This window comes from Brevundimonas sp. GW821-FHT09G01 (genome assembly GCF_059416065.1).
The window spans coordinates 245,412-265,707 of the sequence record NZ_JBWKOL010000002.1; the positions used below are offsets into that span (position 1 = coordinate 245,412).

A 20,296-nucleotide genomic window follows, 5' to 3' on the forward strand; every position below is an offset into this window, starting at 1 on the left:
GAACGCGCCGGCGCCGTGATGGATCAAACGCCGGCCTTCTCGCGCTCTTCTTCCTCTTCCTCGAGGGCTTCGGCCGCTTCCTCGTTGAGGGCCTGCCCCTCGCGACGGGGCTTGATGTAGGGCTCCGGCTTGGTGGTGCGGATGTTGCCCCGCATCAGCGACCGCCCGCCCTGAATGCCCTCGACCATCTGGATGGACAGGCGTTCCTCGTCGCGGCGGCGGACGTCCTCGATGGTCTCTCCGGCCTGTTCGTGGGTGAAACCCAGGTCGATCAGCACCTGATAGCCGAACACCAGGGCGCTTTCGAAGGTTTCGCGCAGCTGATACTCGACCCCGGCCTGGACCAGGCGGATGGCGTGGCCCCGGTCGTAGGCGCGGACGAACAGCTTGGTCAGCGGGAACTCGGCCTTGACCAGTTCGACGATCTTGTCCGCGTCCGCCTGCTTGTCGACGCAGACCAGGATGGTCTCGGCGTTGCCGGCGCCCGAGGCGCGCAGCACGTCCAGCCGGGTCCCGTCGCCGTAGTAGACCTTGAAGCCGAAATTGCCGGCGGCCTGGATCATCTCCACGTCCAGATCGATGATGGAGACATCCACGTCGCGGGCCAGCAGAGGCTGGGAGACCACCTGGGCGAAGCGGCCGAAACCGATGATCAGAACCCGCTCGCGCAGGTTCTTGGCCTTGTCGACGCCGTCCGCATCCTCGGGGTTCAGGGTCGAGGCGGGCATCAGGCGGCCGACCAGCAGGGTGGTCAGCGGCGTCAGCACCATCGACAGGATGACCACGGCGGTGGCGATGCCCGAGATGCGTGCGTCGAAGACCCCGGTGGTCAGGGCGGCGGCGTACAGGACGAAGGCGAACTCCCCGCCCTGGGCGAACAGGACGGCGCGTTCCACGGCCTCGCGCTCGCTGGCCTTGAAGATGCGGGCGACGCCATAGATGGCCACGGCCTTCACGGCCATGAAGGCGATGACGCCCCCGACCACGACCTGCCAGTCGGCCAGCACCACGCCGAGGTCCAGCGACATGCCGACGCTGAGGAAGAACAGGCCCAGCAGGATGGCGCGGAAGGGCTCGACGTCCGCCTCCAGCTGGTGCCGGAAGGTGGACTCCGACATCAGCACGCCGGCGAGGAAGGCGCCCATGGCCATCGACAGGCCGCCCAGGTCCATCAGCCAGGCGGCGCCCACCACGACCAGCAGGGCCGCGGCGGTCATCACTTCGCGTCCGCCATAGCGGGCCAGGAGGCGGAAGATCGGATTGATCAGGAATTTGCCGGCCAGGAAGACGATGGCCACCGCGCCGATCGCGAGGCCGACCGTGCGCCACAGGGGCGGCGCCGCCTCGCCCGCCAGTCCCATGACCGAGGCCATGACGGCGACCACGGCCAGCAACGGCACGATGGCGAGGTCTTCCAGCAGCAGGATGGAGACGGCGCGCTGGCCCGAGGGCGCGGACATCTCCCCACGCTCATCCAGCATCTGCATGATCACGGCGGTGGAGCTGAGCACGAAGCCCATGGCCGCGACGAAGGCCACCGGAACCGACAGGCCCGCGGCCATGCCGGTGAAGGTCAGCAGCAGGCCGGCGCCCAGCACCTGGGCCGCGCCGAGGCCGAAGATGTCCTTGCGCAGGCTCCACAACCGGCTGGGCCGCATCTCCAGTCCGATGATGAACAGGAAGATGACCACCCCGAACTCGGCGACGTGAAGGATGACCTCGGGCTCGGTGAACAGGCCGACGCCGAACGGGCCGATCGCCAGGCCGGCGGCCAGGTAGCCGAGCACCGAGCCCAGTTGCAGCCTGCGGAACAGCGGTACGGCGACGACGCCCGCCGCCAGCAGCGCCGCCACATGGCCCAGCTCGAGTCCGCCGGTCGCATCGGCCATTGTCATCCCCTCGTCAGTCGAGGCTCCATAGTGGGGCGCGACGGCGTGAATCGCCACCCCGCGCCGTCAGACTTCGTCAGGTCCGCCCGCCACAGTTTGGCCCGAGGCTGAACTCCCTGATGCCCGTCAGAGCCAAAGGGAGATGCGTGATGACCCACAGCCCGCTGAAGTCCGCCACCGTCGTGGCGATGAGCGCCCTCATGATCATGGGCGCCGCGCCGCCGCCTCCCGCGGGCGCGCCGCAAAGGCGGCTGGCGCGAGACGGCGAAGTCTCGGTCGCGGCCTGCCGTGAGGTCGGGATCACCCTGCAGCGGGAGGTCGCTCAGGGCGATGTCGTCGTCACGGGTACGCGGATGAGACGCACTGGACCGCAATCCTCAATGCCCATGCCGCCTCCGCCACCTCCTCCGCCCCCGCCCCCGCCGGTCGCGCCCTCACCGATTCCGCGCCTTGAGGCGCGGGCCGCCACCCCCCAGTACGCCGTCGCTCCTCCGGTGATGCACCCCTCGGTCGCCCCCCGGCCGACGCCGGATACAGAGCGCTACCCGGACGCCACGCCCAATCCCGTGCGCCGCGTCGCCGACGAACCGGTGTCCACCTTCTCGATCGACGTGGACACGGCCAGCTATTCCAACGTCCGGCGCTTCATCGACGAGGGTCGCGCGCCGCCCGCCGACGCCGTGCGGGTCGAGGAGCTGATCAACTATTTCGACTACGGGTACGACCGTCCGACCTCGGCCAGTCAGCCGTTCGCGATCACCACCGTCGTCGCGGCCGCGCCGTGGTCGCCGGGCCGCCAGATCGTCCACGTCGGCCTGCAGGGCTATGAACTGCCCGCGGCACAGCGGCGGCCCCTGAACCTGACCTTCATGGTCGATGTCTCGGGTTCGATGCACTCGCCGGACAAGCTGGCGCTGGCGCAGCGGTCCATGAACCTGATCATCGACCGGCTGCGGCCCCAGGACCGGGTGGCGGTGACCTATTACGCCTCCGACGTCGGCACCGCCGTCGGCCCGACGCCGGGCGACCAGAAGCTGAAGCTGCGCTGCGCCGTGGCGGCCCTGAACGCCGGCGGTTCGACCGCCGGAGCCCAGGGCATGGTCAACGCCTATCAGCAGGCCGAGGCCGCGTTCGGGGCCGACAAGGTCAACCGCATCCTGATGTTCACCGACGGCGACTTCAACGTCGGCGTGACCGAGAACCAGCGGCTGGAGGACTACGTCGCCGCCAAGCGCGCGACCGGGATCTACCTGTCCGTCTACGGCTTCGGGCGCGGCAACTACCAGGACGCCCGCATGCAGACGATCGCCCAGGCCGGCAACGGGACGGCGGCCTATGTCGACGACCTGAACGAGGCGCGCCGCCTGTTCGGGCCGATGTTCGACCGCGGCGCCTTCCCGATCGCCGACGATGTGAAGATCCAGGTCGAGTTCAATCCGGCGCGGGTCAGCGAATACCGGCTGATCGGCTATGAGACCCGGATGTTGAACGAGGAAGACTTCAACAACGACCGCGTCGATGCGGGCGAGGTCGGCTCCGGCGCCTCGGTGACCGCCCTGTACGAAATCACGCCCGTCGGCGGACCGAGCCAGATCCCCGAGCGGCGCTACGACCAGAACCGCATCGGCGTCGGCGGCGGCGATCCGAATGGGGAGATCGGCTTCGTCCAGGTCCGCTACAAGCTGCCGGGCGAGGCGGACTCGCGCCTGATCCAGCGCGTGGTGTCCAACAGCGGCCAGCCGGCCCGCTCGACCCAGCCGCCGGAAAGCACGCGCTGGGCGCTGGCGGTCGCGGCCTTCGGTCAACGCCTGCGCGGCGATCCGTGGATGCCCGTCGACTACGGCTGGGATCAGATCCTGGAGCAGGCGCAGGGCGCGCGCGGCGATGACCCGTACGGCGACCGGGCCGAGTTCGTGCAGCTGGTCCGGGCCGCGCAGGGCCTGCCCGCCCGAACGGTTCCGTAGCCGGTTTCCGCCATCCTGCCATGGCGTGGCGGCAGACTTCGGCTAGGCTGACCCGGTGACCGAAACCATCAGCCTGAAGACCGCCCGCCGCATCGCCCTGGCCGCCCAGGGTTTCGGCCGGACCCGCCCCGCGGCGCCCGGCCGGAGCCATGTCCGCGACCTCGTCCGCAAGTTGGGCGTGGTGCAGATCGACAGCGTCAATGTGGTGGCGCGCACCCACTACCTGCCCGCCTTCTCGCGGCTGGGCGACTATCCGCGAGAAGCACTGGAGGCCGAGGCCTGGGGCGCGCGGCGCAGCCTGTTCGAATACTGGGGCCACGAAGCCTCGCTGATGCCGATGGAGCTTCAACCCCTGTTCCGCTGGCGTATGGCGCGGGCGCGCGACGGGGCGATGTGGACCGGCTTGGCGCGGTTCGGACGCGAAAAGCGGGACTACATCGACGGCGTGCTGGCCGAGATCGAACGGCGCGGCCCGGTGACCGGCGGCGACTTCGCGCAAGGGCCGCGCGGCCAGCCCGGCTGGTGGTCGTGGTCGGACGGCAAGCGCGCTCTCGAGTGGCTGTTCTGGGCCGGGCTGATCACGACCAAGACCCGGCGCGGCTTCGAGCGGGTCTATGACCTGACCGAGCGCGCCCTGCCCGACCGCATCCTCGACCTGCCGACCCCCGACGAACCGGACGCCCAGCGCGAGATGGTCCGCATCGCCGCGCGGGCGCTCGGCGTCGCGACCGAGGCCGACCTGCGCGACTGGTTCCGCATGCCCGTGGCCGAGACGAAGGCGCGGATCGCGGAACTGGTCGAGGCGGGGGAGCTGACGCCGGTGACGGTGAAGGGCTGGCGTCACGCCGCCTATCTGGCGCCGGGCGCCCGAACCCCGAGGAAGGTCGAGGGCGTCGCCCTGCTGTCGCCGTTCGACAACCTGATCTGGGCGCGCGACCGGACCGAGCGGCTGTTCGGCGTGCGGGTGCGGCTGGAGATCTACACCCCCGCCCACAAGCGCGAGCACGGCTACTACGTCCTGCCCTTCCTGGAGGACGAGGCCATCACGGCGCGCGTCGATCTGAAGGCGGACCGCAAGGCCGGTCAACTGCTGGTGCAGGCCGCCTGGCGTGAACCGGACGCCACGCCCGACACCGCCGTGCGGCTGGCGGACGAGCTGAAGCGGATGGCCGGCTGGCTGGGGCTGGGGGGCGTCCACGTCGTCGGCAAGGGCGATCTGGCGGAGGCCCTGGCCGGCGCGCTTTGAAAAGTCCGGGGCGGCGCCCCTTGATTAAGTGGACACGACTGTCCACTTACGCGCCATCATGGATCGCCCGCTGAGGAAAGACGCCGCCGAACGCCGCAAGGCGCTGCTGGACGCCGCCCGCGCCGTCTTCGCGGAAGAGGGCATCGACGCGCCGCTGGACCGCATCGCCGAACGGGCGGGCGTCGGCCGCGCGACCCTGTACCGGAACTTCCCCGGCCGGACCGAGATCGCGCTGGCGGTGCTGCTGGACGACATGGCCGAACTGGGCGAGCGGTTCGCGGACCGCGACACGCCGGACGCCTTCCTGGACTTCCTCGCCGCCCTGTCCGACCGGATGGTCCGCAACGCGGCCCTGGGCGGGGTCGTGCGGTCGCCGCCGTCGCCCGAACTCCTGACTCCGCTGCGCGCTGCGATGATCGAAGCGGCCGCCGCGCCGCTGAAGGTTTCGCAGGCCGCGGGCGTGGTCCGGTCCGACCTGACCCTGAAGGATATCCGCGTCCTCGCAGCCATGCTGGGCGGCGGATTGCACAATGCGACGGTGCGTGAACGGAACGGCATCGCTCGCCGAACGCTGGAGCTTGTGCTGGACGCTGTGAAGGCGCGCCTCGGGGAGGAGGCATGAGCCGTCGGAACTTCCACCTGCCCTGGGCCGAGTATCTCGAGACCCTGAAGCCGCACGAGCGGCCGATGCTGCCCGGCTCGCCCGCGACGCCGGACCACACGGCCCCGTGGCGGCTGGCCTATGCCGGCACCGGTGTGCTGATCACGGCCACGGGCAGCATCGGCAACGCCATCGTCACCGCCAACACGCCGCAACTGGCGGGCGCCCTGGGCGTGTCGTTGGTCGAGGCGGCCTGGCTGCCGGTCGTGTTCGTCATGACCAACGCCTGCATGAACCTGCTGCTGATCAAGTTCCGGATGCAGTACGGGCTGCGGCTGTTCGCCCAGATCTTCCTGGTCGCCTACGTCCTGATCGGCCTGGGGACCCTGCTTTTCGAAGACTACCAGTCGCTGCTGATCGCCCGCGGGTTCGCCGGCATGGCGGCGGCGGCCCTGTCGACCCTGGGCATTCTGTATCTGATCCAGGCCTTTCCGCCCAAGCTGCGGATCGGCGGCCTGCTGACCGGCATCGGGATCTCGGGCCTGGCCATACCGGCCGCCCGGCTGTTCTCGACCTCGCTGATCGACCTGTCGGAGTGGCGGGGCGTCTACGTCTTCGAACTGGGACTGGCGCTGGTCGCCCTCGCCGCCGTCCTGGCCGTGCGCCTGCCCCCGTCCGAGCGGACCAAGGTGTTCCAGCCCCTCGATTTCGTCACCTTCGCCCTGTTCGCGCCGGGGATCGCCCTGCTCTGCGCCGTGCTGGGCCTGGGCCGGATCGTCTGGTGGACCGAGGCCGCCTGGATCGGCTGGGCCCTGGTCGGCTCCATCATCCTGCTGACCGCGGCGATCGCCATCGAGTACAATCGCGAGACCCCGCTTATAAACCTGAAATGGATGGCCGGGCCGGACATCCTACGGCTGGGGCTGGTGATCATCGGGACCCGCATCGTCCTGTCGGAGCAGACCTCCGGGGCCGTGGGCCTGATGACCCAGATGGGCCTGGGGCCGGAGCAGCTCTACAGCCTGTTCTGGGTGGTCCTGGTCGCCACGGCGGCGGGGACGGTGGTCAGCATCCTGACGCTGAAGCCGGACCGGTTGATGGCCCTGATCGCCATCGCCCTGGCCCTGATCGCGGTCGGCGCCTTCCTGGACGCCCGTTCGACCGTCCTGACGCGTCCGGCGCAGCTGTATTTCAGCCAGGCCCTGATGGCCTTCGCGGCCTCGTTCTTCATCGGGCCGGCGATGCTGATCGGCTTCCTGCAGGTGCTCCAGAAGGGCGCCCAGAACCTGGTCAGCTTCATCGTGGTGTTCACGGTCGGCCAGAACATCGGCGGCCTGATGGGGTCGGCCCTGGTCGGCACCATCGAGACGATCCGGGAGAAATTCCACTCCAACCAGCTGTCCGAGGCGATCAACCTCGGCGACCCGAACGTCGTCCTGCGGCTGCAGCAGCTGGGCGGTGCCTATGCGCGGGTGCTCGGCGATCCCGCCCTGCGCACGACGCAGGGACAGGCGATGCTGCAGCAACAGATCACCCAGCAGGCTCACGTGCTGGCCTACAACGACGTCTTCCTGCTGATCGCGGTGTTCGCGGCGGTCGGCTGTGCGTGGACGACCTTCCATCACCTGCGACCCCGCATCCTGGCCCGCCGGGCCGCGCGCAAGGCCGGCGAACCCGTCGCCGCCACGCAATGACCGACGAGACCCTCTTGAAGCCATGACCGACACGACCGCACCCGCATCCACCCCGGCTCCCACGACCGGAGCCGCCCCGGAGCCGACGCAGCCCACCGCTCCGGCGCCCGCGCCTGCGCCGAAGAAGACCGTGCTGTTCACCGTCGTGCTGATCGCGGCGGCCGTGATCGGGGTCCTGCTGGTGCTGTGGGCCTGGCAGCTGCCGCCCTTCGTCTCCGGCGTTCAGCACACGGACAACGCCTATGTCCGCGGGCAGGTGACGGTGATCGCGCCGCAGGTGACCGGCTATGTCACCTCGGTCGAGGTGCAGGATTTCCAGACCGTGAAACAGGGTCAGCTGCTGGCCACCATCGACGACCGCATCTATCGCCAGCGCCTGGAGCAGGCGAAGGCGAGCCTGCATTCGGCCGAGGCCGCCCTGGCCAACTCGGCCCAGGCCCAGAATTCGGCGCGCGGGTCGGTGGCCCAGCAGCGCGCCACCATCGCCGGCGCCGAAGCCAATCTGGCCAAGGCTCAGGCGGATGCGACCCGGGCGCGGCGGCTGTTCGAGGGCGGCTGGGTGGCGCAGGCCCAGGTCGACGTCAGCCAGGCGGCGCTCAGGGCCGCCCAGGCCCAGCTGGCCCAGGCCCGCGCCGCCGAGGGCATCGCCCAGACCAACGTCACCTCCGCCGTCGTCAGCCGCGGCTCGCTGGAAGCCGCCGTCGAGAACGCCCGGGCCCAGGTGCATCTGGCCGAGATCGACCTGTCGAACACCCGCATCGTCGCCCCGCGCGACGGACGGCTGGGCGAGATCAGCGTACGGCAGGGTCAGCAGGTCGCCGTCGGAACCCAGCTGATGGCGCTGGTCCCCGACCGCATCTGGGTGACCGCCAACTACAAGGAGAACCAGCTGCGCGACATCCGTGTGGGCCAGCCGGTCGAGCTGTCGGTCGACGCCCTGGGCGGCCGCACCCTGACCGGCAAGGTCGAGCAGATCGCCCCGGCCACGGGCTCCGAGTTCAGCGTCATCCGTCCAGACAACGCCACCGGCAACTTCACCAAGGTGGCCCAACGGGTGCCCGTTCGCATCGCGCTGGATCCGGGCCAGGAAGGGCTGGACCGCCTGCGGCCGGGCCTGTCGGTGGTGGCGCGGGTGGATACGCGAGACAGGCAGTAGGCAGTAGGCAGTAGGGTGCAGACCGTCGGCGGAGGGAGCAATCGTCCCTATTGCCTACTGCCTACCTGCCTATTGCCTCACACCTCGAACCTCACCCCCTGCGCCAGCGGCAGCTCGCGACTGAAATTCACCGTCTGCGTCTGGCGGCGCATATAGGCCTTCCAGGCGTCGGAGCCGGACTCGCGGCCGCCGCCGGTGTCCTTCTCGCCGCCGAACGCCCCGCCGATCTCGGCGCCCGAGGGGCCGATGTTGACGTTGGCGATGCCGCAGTCCGAACCCCAGGCCGACAGGAACTGCTCGGCCTCGCGGACGCTGTCGGTGAAGATGCAGGAGCTCAGGCCTTGCGGCACGGCGTTCTGCATTTCGACTGCCTGATCGAAGTCATCGTAGATGAAGGTGTAGAGGATCGGGGCGAAGGTCTCGTGTTTGACCGTTTCGGTCTGCTTGCTCATGCCGATGAGGGCGGGCGTGACGTAGACGCCATCGCGGTCGAGGCGCTCACCGCCGCAAATCAGGACACCTTCGCGGCTGGCTTGGTCCACCGCTTTACGGAAGGCGGTGTAGGCGTCTTCATCGATGAGAGGTCCCACCAGCACGCCGTCTTCGCGAGGATCCCCCACGGGCAGGGTTTCATAGGCCTGGACCAGGCGATCAATCAGCTTGGCGGAGATATCCGAGTGCATGAACAGACGGCGCAAGGTGGTGCAACGCTGTCCCGCCGTGCCGACCGCCGAGAAGGCGATCGCCCGGACCGCCATGTCGAGGTCTGCGCTCGGACCGACGATCATGGCGTTGTTGCCGCCGAGCTCAAGCAGCGACCGGCCGAGGCGGGCGGCCACTGTCTGGGCCACCGCCCTGCCCATGCGGGTCGAGCCGGTGGCGGAGACGAGGGCGACGCGGGCGTCGGCGGTCAGTCTCTCGCCGGCCTGGCGGCCGCCGATGACGAGCTGGGACAAGCCGGCGGGCGCATCGCCGAAACGCGACAGCGCGCGGTCGAAGATCGCTTGCGTGGCCAGCGCTGTCAGCGGCGTCTTCTCCGACGGCTTCCAGATCACCGGGTCGCCGCAGACCAGGGCGAGACAGGCGTTCCAGGCCCACACCGCGACCGGAAAGTTGAAGGCCGAGATGACCAGAACCGGCCCCAGCGGCTGCCAGGTCTCGCGCATGTGGTGGCCGGGCCGTTCGCTGGCCAGCGTCAGGCCGTAGAGCTGGCGCGACAGGCCGACGGCGAAGTCGCAGATGTCGATCATCTCCTGCACCTCGCCGAGGCCTTCGGAGACGATCTTGCCGGCTTCCAGGGTGACCAGACGGGCCAGGTCCTCCTTCGACGCCCGCAGCTCCTCGCCCAGCAGGCGGACCAGTTCGCCCCGGCGCGGGGCCGGTACGCGTTTCCAGGCGTGGAAGGCCTGGACCGAGCGGGCGATCACGCTGTCGATGTCCGCGGTCTCGGCGACCGAACCGGCCGTGGAGCCGTCGATGGGGGAGCGCGTCGGCAGCTGGCCGTTCCAGACCGCCGCATCGACGCCCAGTCGTTGAAGGATGGCCTTCGCCTCATTCGCCGCCGTCATCGTCCGCTCTCCCTCGTCTGAAGCGGCGTGTAGCCCGGCCATCGCGCGGGCGGAAGCGGAACCGCCGCGCCGGGCAAGGGTTCTGTCGGCGAACCAGTCCAGGGAGAGAGCCCGATGAAGGTACGCGATCTGATGAGCAAGGACGTGCAGGTGGCCCGTCCCGGCGACAGCCTGCAGGAGGTGGCTCGCCGCATGCATGACGGCGATTTCGGCTTCATGCCCGTCGCCGACGGCGACACCCTGATCGGGACGATCACCGACCGCGACCTCGTCGTGCGCGCCCTCGCCGGCGGCGTCTCGGCCACCGCCCCCGTGGTGGAGTTCATCACCCGCGATCCCTACACGGCCCGCGTCGACGATGATCTGAAGACCGTGCTGGACGCCATGAGCAGCCGGCAGATTCGCCGCCTACCCGTGCTGGACAAGGACAACCGTCTGGTCGGCGTAGTGTCTCTGGGCGACCTCTCGACCCGGGTGAAGGAGAAGTACGCGGGCGAGGCCCTGGAAGGCATTTCCCGAAACTGACCGGCGGCGGCGTCAGGATTCTCTTTACCCTTTCGCCAAACCGGCTGTTCATCCGCAGGCCGCATTGTGCCCTGTCTCAGGACGGGAGTGATCAATGGCGCGCGCGCAGTTCCAGAAGGGCCAGAAGGTCTGGGTCGAGTGCGTCGGCGCGTGGGCCCAGATCGAGAAGGTCCAGCCCGTCTGGGCCAAGGGCTTCGAGGAGCCGGTCCGTGTCACCTATGACGTGGGCCTGGGCCGCGAGTTCCTGGGCCATGAACTGCTGCTGCCGGTCGAGGATCCGGCCGCCGAGGTCTCCGGCCAGAACTGGCGGCTGATGCGCGCCCGGAACAAGTGGCAGGCGGCGGAGGACACCCCGCACCATCCCTTTCCCGGCACCTACCCCGTCGTCGTGACCGACAAGGCCGACTGGGGCGGCTGGCGCGTGCCGGGCGCCGAATACGACCGCGACCCCGAACAGATCGAATTCCAGGCCCGGCTGATCGCCGCCGCCCCGCGCCTGATGGCGCTGGCCGAGCAGCTTCTGGCCTCGGTCGACGAGGCGCCCGACGACGCGCCGCCCGAGATGCGCGCCCTGGCCCGCGAGGCCCGGACCGTGCTCAGGACCGTGACGGACGTGCTGGCCGCCCCGACGGGCGAGCTGGCGGCGGCTCCGACGATTCAGGCGGCGTAGGCGCGAGGACAGGCCGGTTCCGGCGTTTCGGCGCCGGAGTGCGACTCCCGCGACTCACCCCGTTCAAGAATGTTGAGCGAGGGTTAACCCCGCTCGACACGAATCCGCGACGCAGCCTAGATTCGGGCTTCGTTGTCGAATCGTCCGGGAGAGCGCCTTGCGGGGTGAGGAGCGCCGCATATCACCGCAGGGACGACGCGCCTCCGATCGCGAGCGCGGGGCGCCCGCATGGCTGCGCATCTCGATCCTGACGCTGGCGCTGGCGATCACCGCCCATGTGCTTCTGGTCGCCCGCGGCGTCGCCGCGCCCCAGAGCACGGGCGCCGGCTTCTCGCTGCACGATCTGTGGGTGCTGGGCCCGCCGATCGGCATCGGCCTGTTCACCCTCGTCCTCGTCGTCATCATGCAGCGGCGACAGATGGGCATCAGCCGTGAATGGGCGGCGTCCGAGCGCCGGTTCCGCGGCGCGGTCGAGGCGGCGCACTGCGGCGTCTGGGACTGGGACATCGAGGCCGGCGAGGTGATGATCTCGGACTATATGGCCAGCCTGCTGGGTCTGGACCGCAGCGGCTCCCTGCCTGACACCGTGATCATGGAGCGCATCCATCCGCGCTACCGCGAGGCCGTGCAGCACGCCCTGCGTCAGGCCCAGGCCTACGGCGCCTTCGAGGTCAGCTTCCCCGTTCCGGACGACCAGGGCCGGGCCCGCTGGATCGACGCGCGGGGCCAGGCCCGCGGCGAGCGCGGGCAGGACGGCTTCACCTCCATTCTCGGCGTGGCGCTGGACACCACCGAGGCCCGCCGCGCCAAGTCTCAGGCCCAGGCCGCCGAAAGCCGCCTGCGCGACGGCATCGAGAGCGTCTCGGACGCCTTCGTCCTGTTCGACAAGTCGGGTCGGCTGATCCTGTCCAACCAGGCCTTCCAGGACGCCTTCGGGTTCGAGGACGGCGTGGTCCGCAAGGGGGCCTACAAGCAGGACCTGAACCGCATCGCCGCCCTGGCCATCAAGTCCGAGCAGGCCGCCGCAGGCGGCCGGGCCGGCGCCCGCGAGGTCGAGCTGGTCGACGGCCGCTGGCTGCAGCTGGTCGAGCGCTTCACCTCGGACGGCGGCTCGGTCGTTTCGGCCGCCGACATCACCGCCATCAAGCAGAAGGAAGCCGAGCGCCAGCGCGCGGTCGAACGCCTGCACGCCACCATCGCCGAGTTGGAGGACCGCGAGGAGAAGCTGTCCCTGCTGGCGCGAAAATACGAAGTCGCCATGACCCGGGCCGAGGCCGCCAACCAGGCCAAGTCCGAGTTCCTGGCCAATATGAGCCACGAACTGCGCACGCCGCTGAACGCCATCAACGGCTTCTCGGAGATCATGGCCGGAGAACTGTTCGGTCCGCTGGGCGACGCCAAATACAAGGGTTACGCGGGCGACATCCTGAAGTCGGGCCAGCATCTGCTCAGCCTGATCAACGACATCCTCGACATGGCCAAGATCGAGGCCGGCAAGCTGACCCTGCACTATGAACAGGTGTCGCTGAAGGAGGTCGTGGACGACGCGGCCCGGCTGATGCGCGGCAAGATCCAGGAGGCGGGGCTCAAGCTTCTGGTCGACGCCGCCGAAATCCCCGACATCGAGGCCGACCATCGCGGTCTGAAGCAGGTGGTGCTGAACCTGATCTCGAACGCCGTGAAGTTCACGCCCGAGGGCGGCGACATCGTGGTGACCCTGTCACGGCTCGACGACGACCGGGTGCGGGTGGCGGTGACCGACACCGGCATCGGCATCGCGCCCGAGGACCTGGCGCGCCTGGCGCGCCCGTTCGAACAGGTCGAGGGCCAGCACTCCAAGACCACCCAGGGCACCGGCCTGGGCCTGGCGCTGACCAAGTCGCTGATCGAGCTGCACGGCGGCCAGCTCATGATGGAAAGCGAGCCGGGTCAGGGCACCACCGTCAGCTTCGAACTGCCGATCCATCCCCCCGGCGCGCCGGTGCAGGCGGCGCGGGCGGCCGCTTAATCGACCGCCTTCTTGTCGGCGGACGGGATGTCCGGACGATCCCGAACCACCACGCGGCCGCGGCGGGTCAGGATCTCCGAGAGCGCCTGCCGATCCGCCGGATCGAGGGTGCCGAGCAGCTGGACGGCGTCGGCCTCCAGCCGGGCGCGGCCGCGGATCTCGGCGGCGCGGGACTCTTCCAGCAGGGCTGTGGCGCGGGCGGGATCGAAGTCCGGCGAACCGGCCAGATCGACGGCCGCGCGGCGCTTCAGACGCGCCTCCTCGAAGTCCGGCTTGGCGACCAGGGCCGAGGCCTTCAGCGTCTGGCGAACCCGCTGTCGGACCTGCGGATCGAGACGGCTGACCACCACCTGCATCGGCGAGCGCTCGTGCGGCGCACGCTGCGCGGCGTCGATGCGGTCCTCGACCTTGGCCCGGCCCACCCAGAGGGTCGCGCCGGCCGCGACCGCGAACAGGTTCAACGCCACCGAAGCGGCGAGCGCGATCTTGAGGGCCTTGGGGCTCAACCGAGCACCTCCGTGTCATCCACGCCCTGCAGCGAGGCCTGATAGAGCACCGCGTCGGCCTGGGCGTCGGCGGTCAGGTGGCCGGTCATGATGACGCCGGCGGCCACGCCCGCGCAGGCCGCGGCGGCCCAGCCGGCGCCGAGAACCAGCGCCAGCCGGTCGAGCCACAGGCGACCGTTGCGACGCGCCTTCAGCCCCAGTTCGGCGGCCGAAGCGATGACCCGGTCGCGCAGGGCCGGCGAGACCTGCGGCGTCGGCGCGGCGTGCAGCAGGGCGTCGACGGCGTCCGCCTCGGCCAGGACCGCGCGCGCGGCCTCGGGCTCAGCCGCCATATAGGCCTGCGCCGCCGTCCGTTCGCTTTCAGGCCAGCGCCGCGCGTCGGCGCCGTAGGCCGATACCAGGGCGTTGAACCGTTCCGCCGTCATCACACTCATGCTCCTTCAGCGTCCGGCCGCATATCGGCCAGAGCCAGTCTCAACGCCCGCCGCCCTCGCGACAGCAGGCTTTCCAAAGCCTCGACGCTGACCTCCATCAGGGCCGCGGCCTCGATGTTGGTCAACTCCTGATAGTGGCACAGGACAATGGCCTCTCTCTGACGATCCGGTAAACGGGCCAGGGCCGCCTCGACCCGCGCCCCCACGTCCGCCGCCAGCAGGCCCCGATCCGGGGCCGCGCCCTCGTCGGGCCGATCCGGCGGACTGTCGGTGGCGATCTCGCGCCGCCGACGCAGCCGGTCGTAGCAGAGGTTCAGCGCCACCCGGTGCAGCCACGTATCGAAGCGCGCCTTGCCCGGCGTCCAGCGCGGCGCCTGCCGCCAGGCCCGCAACATGGCTTCCTGCGCCACGTCCTCGGCCTCCACGGCGTCGCCCAGCATCCGGCGCGCCAGCGCCAGCATGCGGGGCAGCTTGCGCGCCACCATGGCCTGAATGGCCGCCGGATCGCCCTGACCCACGCGGCGCACCAGATCCTCGTCGGGGTCGGCGATCAGCGCCAATAGGCCCTCGTTCGAACATCATCGAGAGGGTCGGTCGGCGCAGGTCCGTCGTCCCCGCCATCTCCTTACTCCGAAGCGGGGGCCGGACGCGACGCCTGACGTGCGGCGCGGCGTTCGGCCATGCGTTCGCGGCGATGTTCGCGCGCCTGCTGCATCCCGGCGCGGCGTTCTTCGGCGGTGACGAAGCCGTCGTGATCCGCATCCAGACGCGCGAAGGCCTGCTCGGCTTTCGCCTGCGCCTCGGCCACCGAAACCGGGCCGCGTTCGGCGCGCGGCCCGCCACGGCGGGCCATGCGCGGACCATGACGGCCGGGCTCGCCGTGGGCGCGAGCGGCGCGGGGCGCGGTGAACTCTTCGCGGCTGATGGCGCCGTTGCTGTCGGCGTCGAGCCGGGCGAACCGCGCTTCGGCCCGCTGCTGCCGATGGGCGACGCGCCGGGCCTGCCTCTCCTCGCGGGTGACCGAGCCGTCGCGGTCCGCGTCGGCGGCGGTCAGGCGAGCGACGCGGCGGCCGACGAACTCGGCCTGGCTGATGCGGCCGTCGCCGTCCGTGTCGGCGCGCTGGGCGTGCGCCTGTCGCTCGACGATGGGGCGGGCGGGCTGCTGGGCGGTGGCGCCCCCGGCGAGGGCGGCCAGAACGACGGTGGCGACGGCGCCGATAGCCAAGGTCCTGCTCATGCGATGATCTCCATGGCCGTTCGGCCGTGTGCGTCCCTGTCAGGAGATCAAACGGGGGTGGCTTCAGTCTCCGTCGCGAACCGGCGGCAGGGCCGTCTCGAAGGCTGCTCGCGCCGCGGCCCGGACCTCGGCCAGACGCGCCGTCAGGGCGTCGAAATCGGGCGCGCCCGCGGCCTCGGCGAGACGGCGGCGGAACCCCTCGGGCTCGTCGGAAGGATCGCCGGTCTCGTCGAAGGCGGCGGCCAGCACCTGTCCCAGGGCCTGTTGCAATCGCCAGGCCTCGGCCAGCTCAGGATCGCCCACCAGGGCGTCCAGCGTCGAGACGGTCAGCGGGGCGCCCGTCGCCGCCGCGCGCAGCTGGCCGGCCTGGGCCACGAACTCGGCGTCGACCTGCCCGCCGGGCGCCAGCTTCAGGTCCCAGGCGCCGCGCCCGGGCCGTTCACGCGCCATCAGGTCCCGCATGCGGCGGGCGTCGGCGGCGATGTCCACGCCGGGCCGGGGGCGGCGCAGAATGGCCTCAAGCGCCGCCGTGACCGCCGCGCCGAAGGCCGGATCGTCGGCCCAGACGACGCGGGCGCGGGTCAGGGCCATGAACTCCCAGGTGTCCGCCTCGGCCGCGTAGTAGTCCTGGATGGAGGACAGCCGCAGGGACACCGGTCCCTTGGCCGCGCCGGGGCGCAGCCGCATGTCGACCTCATACAGCCCGCCCTCCGCCGTGTGCGCCGACAGGGCGGCGATCAGCCTTTGGGTGAAGCGGGAATAGAAGACGCCGGCGGCCCAGCCCTTGTCGGACGACACCGCCTCGGGCGGCGCGTCGTACAGGGTCATCAGGTCCAGGTCGGAACTGGCCCGCATCTCGCGCGATCCGGCCTTGCCCAGCGCCACCACCGCCACCTGTCCGCCGGGCAGGTCCCCGCCCTGCCGCGCGGCCTCGGCCAGGGCGGCGGGGGCCAGGGCGGCCAGCGTCGCGTCGGCCAGCGCCGTCAGGGCGCGACCGGCGCTTTCCGCCCCCGCGCGACCGGTCAGGATCTGCAGGCCGATGCGGAACATCTGATCGCGGTGGATGCGCCGGACGGCGTTCATCGCGCCTTCGAAATCAGGGGCCGCGCCGGCCTCGGCCAGCATCTGCTCGGCGACGCCGGTGTCCTCTTCCAGGTCTCGGGTGAAGCGGGCGTCCAGCATGCTGTCCAGCGCCGCCGGATAGCGGCCCAGGGTGCGCGCCAGTCGGGGCGCGAAGGCCATCACGCCGACGACCAGGTCGAACAGCCGGGGCTGGGCCAGGAACAGGGCCTGCACCTGCACCCCGCCGCTCAGGCCAGCGAAGAAGACGGCGAAGCGGCGGAAGGCGTCATCCGCCGCCCCGGTGTCGGCCAGCGCCGTCAGCAGCCGGGGGGCCAGCCGGGTGAACAGCTCCCGCCCCCGGGCCGTCCGGGTCGCCGGAATGCGTCCGTGGTGCCAGCTGCGGATCGTGTCGGCGACGGCTGCGGGTTCGGAAAAGCCCATCCGTTCAAGGGTGGCCAGGGTCTCGGGGTCGTTCTCGACGCCTGTGAAGACCAGGGAGCCATAGCGGGACGACAGTTCCTCCTCGCCCTCGAACAGCTCGCCGTAGCGGCCGTTGACCCCGACCAGCACGGCCTCCACGCGGGCGTCGAAAACCGCCAGGTCGCCCTCCCCCGCCAGGGCCGCCACGGCCGCGCGGCGGACGGGGTCCGTGGGCAGGCTGTGGGTCTGTTCGTCGTCCAGCATCTGGACCCGGTGTTCCAGCCCGCGCAGTTCGACATAGGCGGCGGTCAGCTCGGCGCAGACCTCGGCCTTCACGTGGCCCGCGTCGCGCAGGGCGGCCAGCGCCTCGACGGTGCGCGGGACCCGCAGCTGCGGGTCCCGCCCGCCCAGGATCAGTTGCTGGGTCTGGGCGAAGAACTCGATCTCGCGGATGCCGCCCCGCCCCAGTTTCAGGTTGGCCCCTGCCGCCTCCAGCCCCTCGCCGGTCTTGTGGACGTGGATCTGTCGCTTGATCGACTGGATGTCGAGGATGGCCGGATAGTCGAGGCTGCGCCGCCAAATGAAGGGGGTCAGCGCCCTGAGGAAGGCCCGGCCCTCCGCTTCGTCGCCCAGCATGGCCCGGGCCTTGATGAAGGCCGCCCGCTCCCAGTTCTGGCCGACGCCCTCGTAGTAGGTCAGGGCGAAGGGGACCGCGATCACCGGCGGGGTCGAGGACGGATCGGGCCGCAGCCGCAGGTCGACGCGGAATACATAGCCGTCGCCGGTGCGCTCCTGCATCAGGGTCGAGAAGGCGTGGGCGATCCGGTCGACGAAGCGCTGCGGCTCGACGCCGTCGGCCAGCGCCGCGGTCAGCACCTCCGGCTCCCAGAACAGGCTGATGTCGATGTCCGAGGAGTAGTTGAGCTCGTCCGCGCCGTGCTTGCCCATCGCCAGGCCGAACAGGCCTGGAATGGGGCCGCGCCTGTCGTCGGCGGCGGAGATCAGCTTGCCGCGCTCGCGCTGGTCATGGGCCACCGCCGCCAGCGCCGCCCGGGCCGAAACGTCAGCGAAACGGCTGAGCGCGCCGGTCACCTGATCGAGGTCCCATTGACCGCCCAGGTCGGCCAGGGCCGTCAGCAGATGAAGCTCGCCCTTCAGACGCCGCAGCGGCGCGCGCAGGTCGTCCGCCCCCCCGGTCAGGGCGGCCGTCCCGTTCAGAACCTCGGCCAGGCGCGCATCGGCGCCCTGTTCCAGCAGATCATGCAGCATCTGCGGCCTGCGGCGGGCGAGGCCGAACAGATAGGGCGAAGCGGAGAAGACGGGGCCCAGAACCGGCCAAGCGGCCTGCAGCGTATCGGACCAGCCGCCTTCCGCCGCAGCCTCCGACAGCCGCTCATGGGCGCGCTCGGCGGCGGCGGCGTCAACGATCGGTCCGCAGGGCCGCAGGGCGCTCATCCCGGCGACCGCATATGCAGCAGCGGATAGGGGCGCCCCTGGTCGTCGGTTTCGGAACGCCCGGTCCGCGCGAACCCCAGGCGTTCATAGAAACCGATGGCGCGGGGGTTCTGCTCGTTCACATCGACCGTCAGCGCCGGGTGCAGCGACCGGGCGTGGTCCATCAGGGCGCGGCCCACGCCCGAGCCGTGGCGGGCCGGATCGACGAAAAGGGCGTCGACGTGGGCTTCGGTCATGGCGATGAAGCCGAGCGGGCGATCCTCGCCGTCCACCTTCACCCAGGACACCATCGCGGGCAGGTGCTCGGCGACCAGGGCGTCGATCGCCTCCAGATCGTCCGGGGCGAGGAAGTCGTGGGTCGCGCGGACGGCGGCGCGCCAGATCTCCAGATTGCGCGGAGCGTCGGCGACGGTGGCGGCGCGGATCATCCCTCCGCCGCCGGCAGGACCAGCGCCACGCGCAGCCCGGGGCCGAAGCCGGCGTAGGCTCCGGGGCCCTCGTCCAGGACGATGCGCCCGCCATGGGCCTCCATGACCGCGCCCACCAGCGACAGGCCGAGGCCCGAGCCGGGCTCGGTGCGGCTGTTGTCGAGGCGGACGAAGCGCTGGATGACGCGCTCACGGTCGTCCTCGGGCACGCCGGGGCCGGTGTCGGTGACCGAGAATTCGATCTCGCCCGAAGACCGGCGGCGCGCGCGCAGCATCACCGCGCCGCCCACCGGCGTGTACTTGATGGCGTTGTCGATGATGTTGGCCAGCGCCTGGGCCAGGAAGGGCTGGTTGGCGTTGACCATCAGGCCGCGCTCGATCTCGGCGGAGAACTCCAGCCCCTTGTCCTCGCTGGCGGGCTCGTAGAGCTCGGCCATGTCGGCGGCCAGGTCGGCGGCGTCGAACACCGCCGGATCCGGCGTGCGGCCCGAACCGGCGGCGGCCTGCAGGCGGGCGATGGCCAGCACGGTGTTGAAGGTCTTCAGCAGGTCGTCCGCCTCGGACAGGGCCAGCTCCAGCGCCTCGGTGCCGTCGATCTTGCCGGCTTCGGCGTCGATCAGCGCCACCTCCAGCTTGGCCCGCATCCGGGTCAGGGGCGAGCGCAGGTCGTGGGCGATGGCGTCGCCGGCGTGGCGGATCGAGGCCATGGAGGACTCCATCCGGTCCAGCATGACGTTCAGGCCGGCGCCCAGTTCGTCGAGTTCGTCGCCGGAATTCCGCACCGGCACCCGCGCCTTGAGGTCGCCCTCCTGAACCGCACCGACCACCTTGTTCAGCCGGCCCATCGAGCGTTCCAGGTTGCGGCTGACGAACAGGCCGCCCGCCAGGCCCAGCAGCAGGACGATGCCCATGGCCGCCCACAGGGCCTGGGTCAGGCGGCTCAGATAGGCCTCGGTGTCCCCCATCGACTGACCGACGAACAGGACCTCGCCGCCGGCCAGCCGCGCCTGCACCCCCAGCGACTGGGGCCGGGTGACCCGGCCGCTGGCGTCGTTGTCGGTATAGGTGAAGGTGCTCCACCGCGGGGTCCGGCCGCCGTCCTCGGTGCCCTCCGGGATCAGGTCGATCGGCGTCTCGGTCAGGTTGCCGGTGATCAGGCCGCCGTTGGCGTCCATCAGCATGTACAGATACGACCCGCCCCGGATGGTCCGGTCCACCAGGGCCGCGTTCAGGGCGTCCTTCCCCCGCTCGCGATAGATGCCGGTCAGCACCCCGAACTCGGTCGTCACGTCCACCTGGGTCTTGGACCGCGCCTCATTGGCCGAGGCCACATAGACATAGGCCAGCACCGCGCTGGCCGCCGCTGCGAACAGGGCGACGAACAGCAGCGTCAGCCGGAATGGCGTGCGGCGAAGGAGCGAGGGCAGCTTCAT

At 70.7% G+C, this 20,296-nt stretch carries 17 protein-coding genes; 8 read left to right on the forward strand and 9 right to left on the reverse strand.

The window, feature by feature from the left end; genetic code table 11:
* Positions 1 to 23 precede the first annotated feature (23 nt).
* Positions 24 to 1,889 carry a monovalent cation:proton antiporter-2 (CPA2) family protein gene (locus AC07NB_RS06025; protein ID WP_494571280.1) on the reverse strand — a complete coding sequence of 622 codons (1,866 nt, stop codon included), beginning with the start codon at positions 1,887 to 1,889 and terminating at the stop codon, positions 24 to 26.
* A 149-nt stretch (positions 1,890 to 2,038) separates the two neighbouring features.
* Here AC07NB_RS06025 and AC07NB_RS06030 point away from each other — a divergent pair, with 149 nt between their 5' ends.
* From AC07NB_RS06030 to AC07NB_RS06050, 5 genes are read left to right on the forward strand one after another with little or no spacing between them, the layout of a single operon-like run.
* A complete protein-coding gene (locus tag AC07NB_RS06030) occupies positions 2,039 to 3,853 on the forward strand; it encodes a vWA domain-containing protein (RefSeq protein WP_494571281.1) in 1,815 nt (604 codons plus the stop codon).
* A gap of 55 nt (positions 3,854 to 3,908) precedes the next feature.
* Positions 3,909 to 5,099, forward strand: coding sequence for a winged helix-turn-helix domain-containing protein (locus AC07NB_RS06035; protein ID WP_494571282.1), 1,191 nt, complete (start codon positions 3,909 to 3,911; stop codon positions 5,097 to 5,099).
* Positions 5,100 to 5,157: 58 nt separating this feature from the next.
* Positions 5,158 to 5,721 (forward strand): TetR/AcrR family transcriptional regulator, encoded by a 564-nt coding sequence (locus AC07NB_RS06040; protein ID WP_494571283.1) that lies wholly within the window; start codon positions 5,158 to 5,160, stop codon positions 5,719 to 5,721.
* Positions 5,718 to 7,394: an MFS transporter gene (locus tag AC07NB_RS06045; protein ID WP_494571284.1), complete on the forward strand. Its 1,677-nt coding sequence runs from the start codon at positions 5,718 to 5,720 to the stop codon at positions 7,392 to 7,394. Before AC07NB_RS06040 ends, AC07NB_RS06045 begins: the two co-directional genes overlap by 4 nt.
* A gap of 22 nt (positions 7,395 to 7,416) precedes the next feature.
* Complete coding sequence (locus AC07NB_RS06050; RefSeq protein WP_494571285.1) at positions 7,417 to 8,550, forward strand: HlyD family secretion protein; 1,134 nt, start codon at positions 7,417 to 7,419, stop codon at positions 8,548 to 8,550.
* A 77-nt stretch (positions 8,551 to 8,627) separates the two neighbouring features.
* Here the strand turns inward: AC07NB_RS06050 and amaB are convergent, their stop codons facing one another.
* Positions 8,628 to 10,118: an L-piperidine-6-carboxylate dehydrogenase gene (amaB, locus tag AC07NB_RS06055; RefSeq protein WP_494571286.1), complete on the reverse strand. Its 1,491-nt coding sequence runs from the start codon at positions 10,116 to 10,118 to the stop codon at positions 8,628 to 8,630.
* A 114-nt stretch (positions 10,119 to 10,232) separates the two neighbouring features.
* On the opposite strand from amaB, the gene AC07NB_RS06060 reads away from it, so the two are divergent.
* The 3 genes from AC07NB_RS06060 to AC07NB_RS06070 all read left to right on the forward strand — a co-directional run bounded on the left by AC07NB_RS06060 (position 10,233) and on the right by AC07NB_RS06070 (position 13,321).
* Positions 10,233 to 10,643: a CBS domain-containing protein gene (locus AC07NB_RS06060; protein ID WP_291837687.1), complete on the forward strand. Its 411-nt coding sequence runs from the start codon at positions 10,233 to 10,235 to the stop codon at positions 10,641 to 10,643.
* Between the two features lie 94 nt (positions 10,644 to 10,737).
* On the forward strand, positions 10,738 to 11,313 hold the full coding sequence (locus AC07NB_RS06065; RefSeq protein WP_291837684.1) for a hypothetical protein: 576 nt from the start codon (positions 10,738 to 10,740) through the stop codon (positions 11,311 to 11,313).
* 157 nt (positions 11,314 to 11,470) lie between these two features.
* Entirely contained in the window at positions 11,471 to 13,321 is a 1,851-nt protein-coding gene (locus AC07NB_RS06070; protein ID WP_494571287.1) for a PAS domain-containing sensor histidine kinase, read from the forward strand.
* Here the strand turns inward: AC07NB_RS06070 and AC07NB_RS06075 are convergent.
* The 7 genes from AC07NB_RS06075 to AC07NB_RS06105 all read right to left on the reverse strand — a co-directional run bounded on the left by AC07NB_RS06075 (position 13,318) and on the right by AC07NB_RS06105 (position 20,296).
* Positions 13,318 to 13,827, reverse strand: coding sequence for a periplasmic heavy metal sensor (locus tag AC07NB_RS06075; RefSeq protein ID WP_494571288.1), 510 nt, complete (start codon positions 13,825 to 13,827; stop codon positions 13,318 to 13,320). The genes AC07NB_RS06070 and AC07NB_RS06075 overlap by 4 nt on opposite strands.
* Positions 13,824 to 14,252 carry a hypothetical protein gene (locus tag AC07NB_RS06080; RefSeq protein WP_492313921.1) on the reverse strand — a complete coding sequence of 143 codons (429 nt, stop codon included), beginning with the start codon at positions 14,250 to 14,252 and terminating at the stop codon, positions 13,824 to 13,826. Before AC07NB_RS06080 ends, AC07NB_RS06075 begins: the two co-directional genes overlap by 4 nt.
* Positions 14,253 to 14,257: 5 nt before the next feature.
* Positions 14,258 to 14,821 carry an RNA polymerase sigma factor gene (locus AC07NB_RS06085; protein WP_291837675.1) on the reverse strand — a complete coding sequence of 188 codons (564 nt, stop codon included), beginning with the start codon at positions 14,819 to 14,821 and terminating at the stop codon, positions 14,258 to 14,260.
* A gap of 65 nt (positions 14,822 to 14,886) precedes the next feature.
* Complete coding sequence (locus tag AC07NB_RS06090) at positions 14,887 to 15,498, reverse strand: EF-hand domain-containing protein (protein WP_494571289.1); 612 nt, start codon at positions 15,496 to 15,498, stop codon at positions 14,887 to 14,889.
* Between the two features lie 63 nt (positions 15,499 to 15,561).
* Positions 15,562 to 18,435, reverse strand: coding sequence for a bifunctional [glutamine synthetase] adenylyltransferase/[glutamine synthetase]-adenylyl-L-tyrosine phosphorylase (locus tag AC07NB_RS06095; protein WP_494571290.1), 2,874 nt, complete (start codon positions 18,433 to 18,435; stop codon positions 15,562 to 15,564).
* Positions 18,432 to 18,863, reverse strand: coding sequence for an acetyltransferase (locus AC07NB_RS06100; RefSeq protein WP_494571291.1), 432 nt, complete (start codon positions 18,861 to 18,863; stop codon positions 18,432 to 18,434). Before AC07NB_RS06100 ends, AC07NB_RS06095 begins: the two co-directional genes overlap by 4 nt.
* Complete coding sequence (locus AC07NB_RS06105) at positions 18,860 to 20,296, reverse strand: sensor histidine kinase (RefSeq protein ID WP_492313925.1); 1,437 nt, start codon at positions 20,294 to 20,296, stop codon at positions 18,860 to 18,862. The genes AC07NB_RS06100 and AC07NB_RS06105 overlap by 4 nt, the downstream gene beginning before the upstream one ends.

Coding starts and splice junctions, on each gene's coding strand:
- AC07NB_RS06080 (WP_492313921.1), bottom strand. CDS start 14,252: ATGACGGCGGAACGGTTCAACGCCCTGGTATCGGCCTACGGCGCCGAC.
- AC07NB_RS06065 (WP_291837684.1), top strand. CDS start 10,738: ATGGCGCGCGCGCAGTTCCAGAAGGGCCAGAAGGTCTGGGTCGAGTGC.
- AC07NB_RS06030 (WP_494571281.1), top strand. CDS start 2,039: ATGACCCACAGCCCGCTGAAGTCCGCCACCGTCGTGGCGATGAGCGCC.
- amaB (WP_494571286.1), bottom strand. CDS start 10,118: ATGACGGCGGCGAATGAGGCGAAGGCCATCCTTCAACGACTGGGCGTC.
- AC07NB_RS06040 (WP_494571283.1), top strand. CDS start 5,158: ATGGATCGCCCGCTGAGGAAAGACGCCGCCGAACGCCGCAAGGCGCTG.
- AC07NB_RS06045 (WP_494571284.1), top strand. CDS start 5,718: ATGAGCCGTCGGAACTTCCACCTGCCCTGGGCCGAGTATCTCGAGACC.
- AC07NB_RS06100 (WP_494571291.1), bottom strand. CDS start 18,863: ATGATCCGCGCCGCCACCGTCGCCGACGCTCCGCGCAATCTGGAGATC.
- AC07NB_RS06105 (WP_492313925.1), bottom strand. CDS start 20,296: ATGAAGCTGCCCTCGCTCCTTCGCCGCACGCCATTCCGGCTGACGCTG.
- AC07NB_RS06090 (WP_494571289.1), bottom strand. CDS start 15,498: ATGAGCAGGACCTTGGCTATCGGCGCCGTCGCCACCGTCGTTCTGGCC.
- AC07NB_RS06095 (WP_494571290.1), bottom strand. CDS start 18,435: ATGAGCGCCCTGCGGCCCTGCGGACCGATCGTTGACGCCGCCGCCGCC.
- AC07NB_RS06050 (WP_494571285.1), top strand. CDS start 7,417: ATGACCGACACGACCGCACCCGCATCCACCCCGGCTCCCACGACCGGA.
- AC07NB_RS06060 (WP_291837687.1), top strand. CDS start 10,233: ATGAAGGTACGCGATCTGATGAGCAAGGACGTGCAGGTGGCCCGTCCC.
- AC07NB_RS06025 (WP_494571280.1), bottom strand. CDS start 1,889: ATGGCCGATGCGACCGGCGGACTCGAGCTGGGCCATGTGGCGGCGCTG.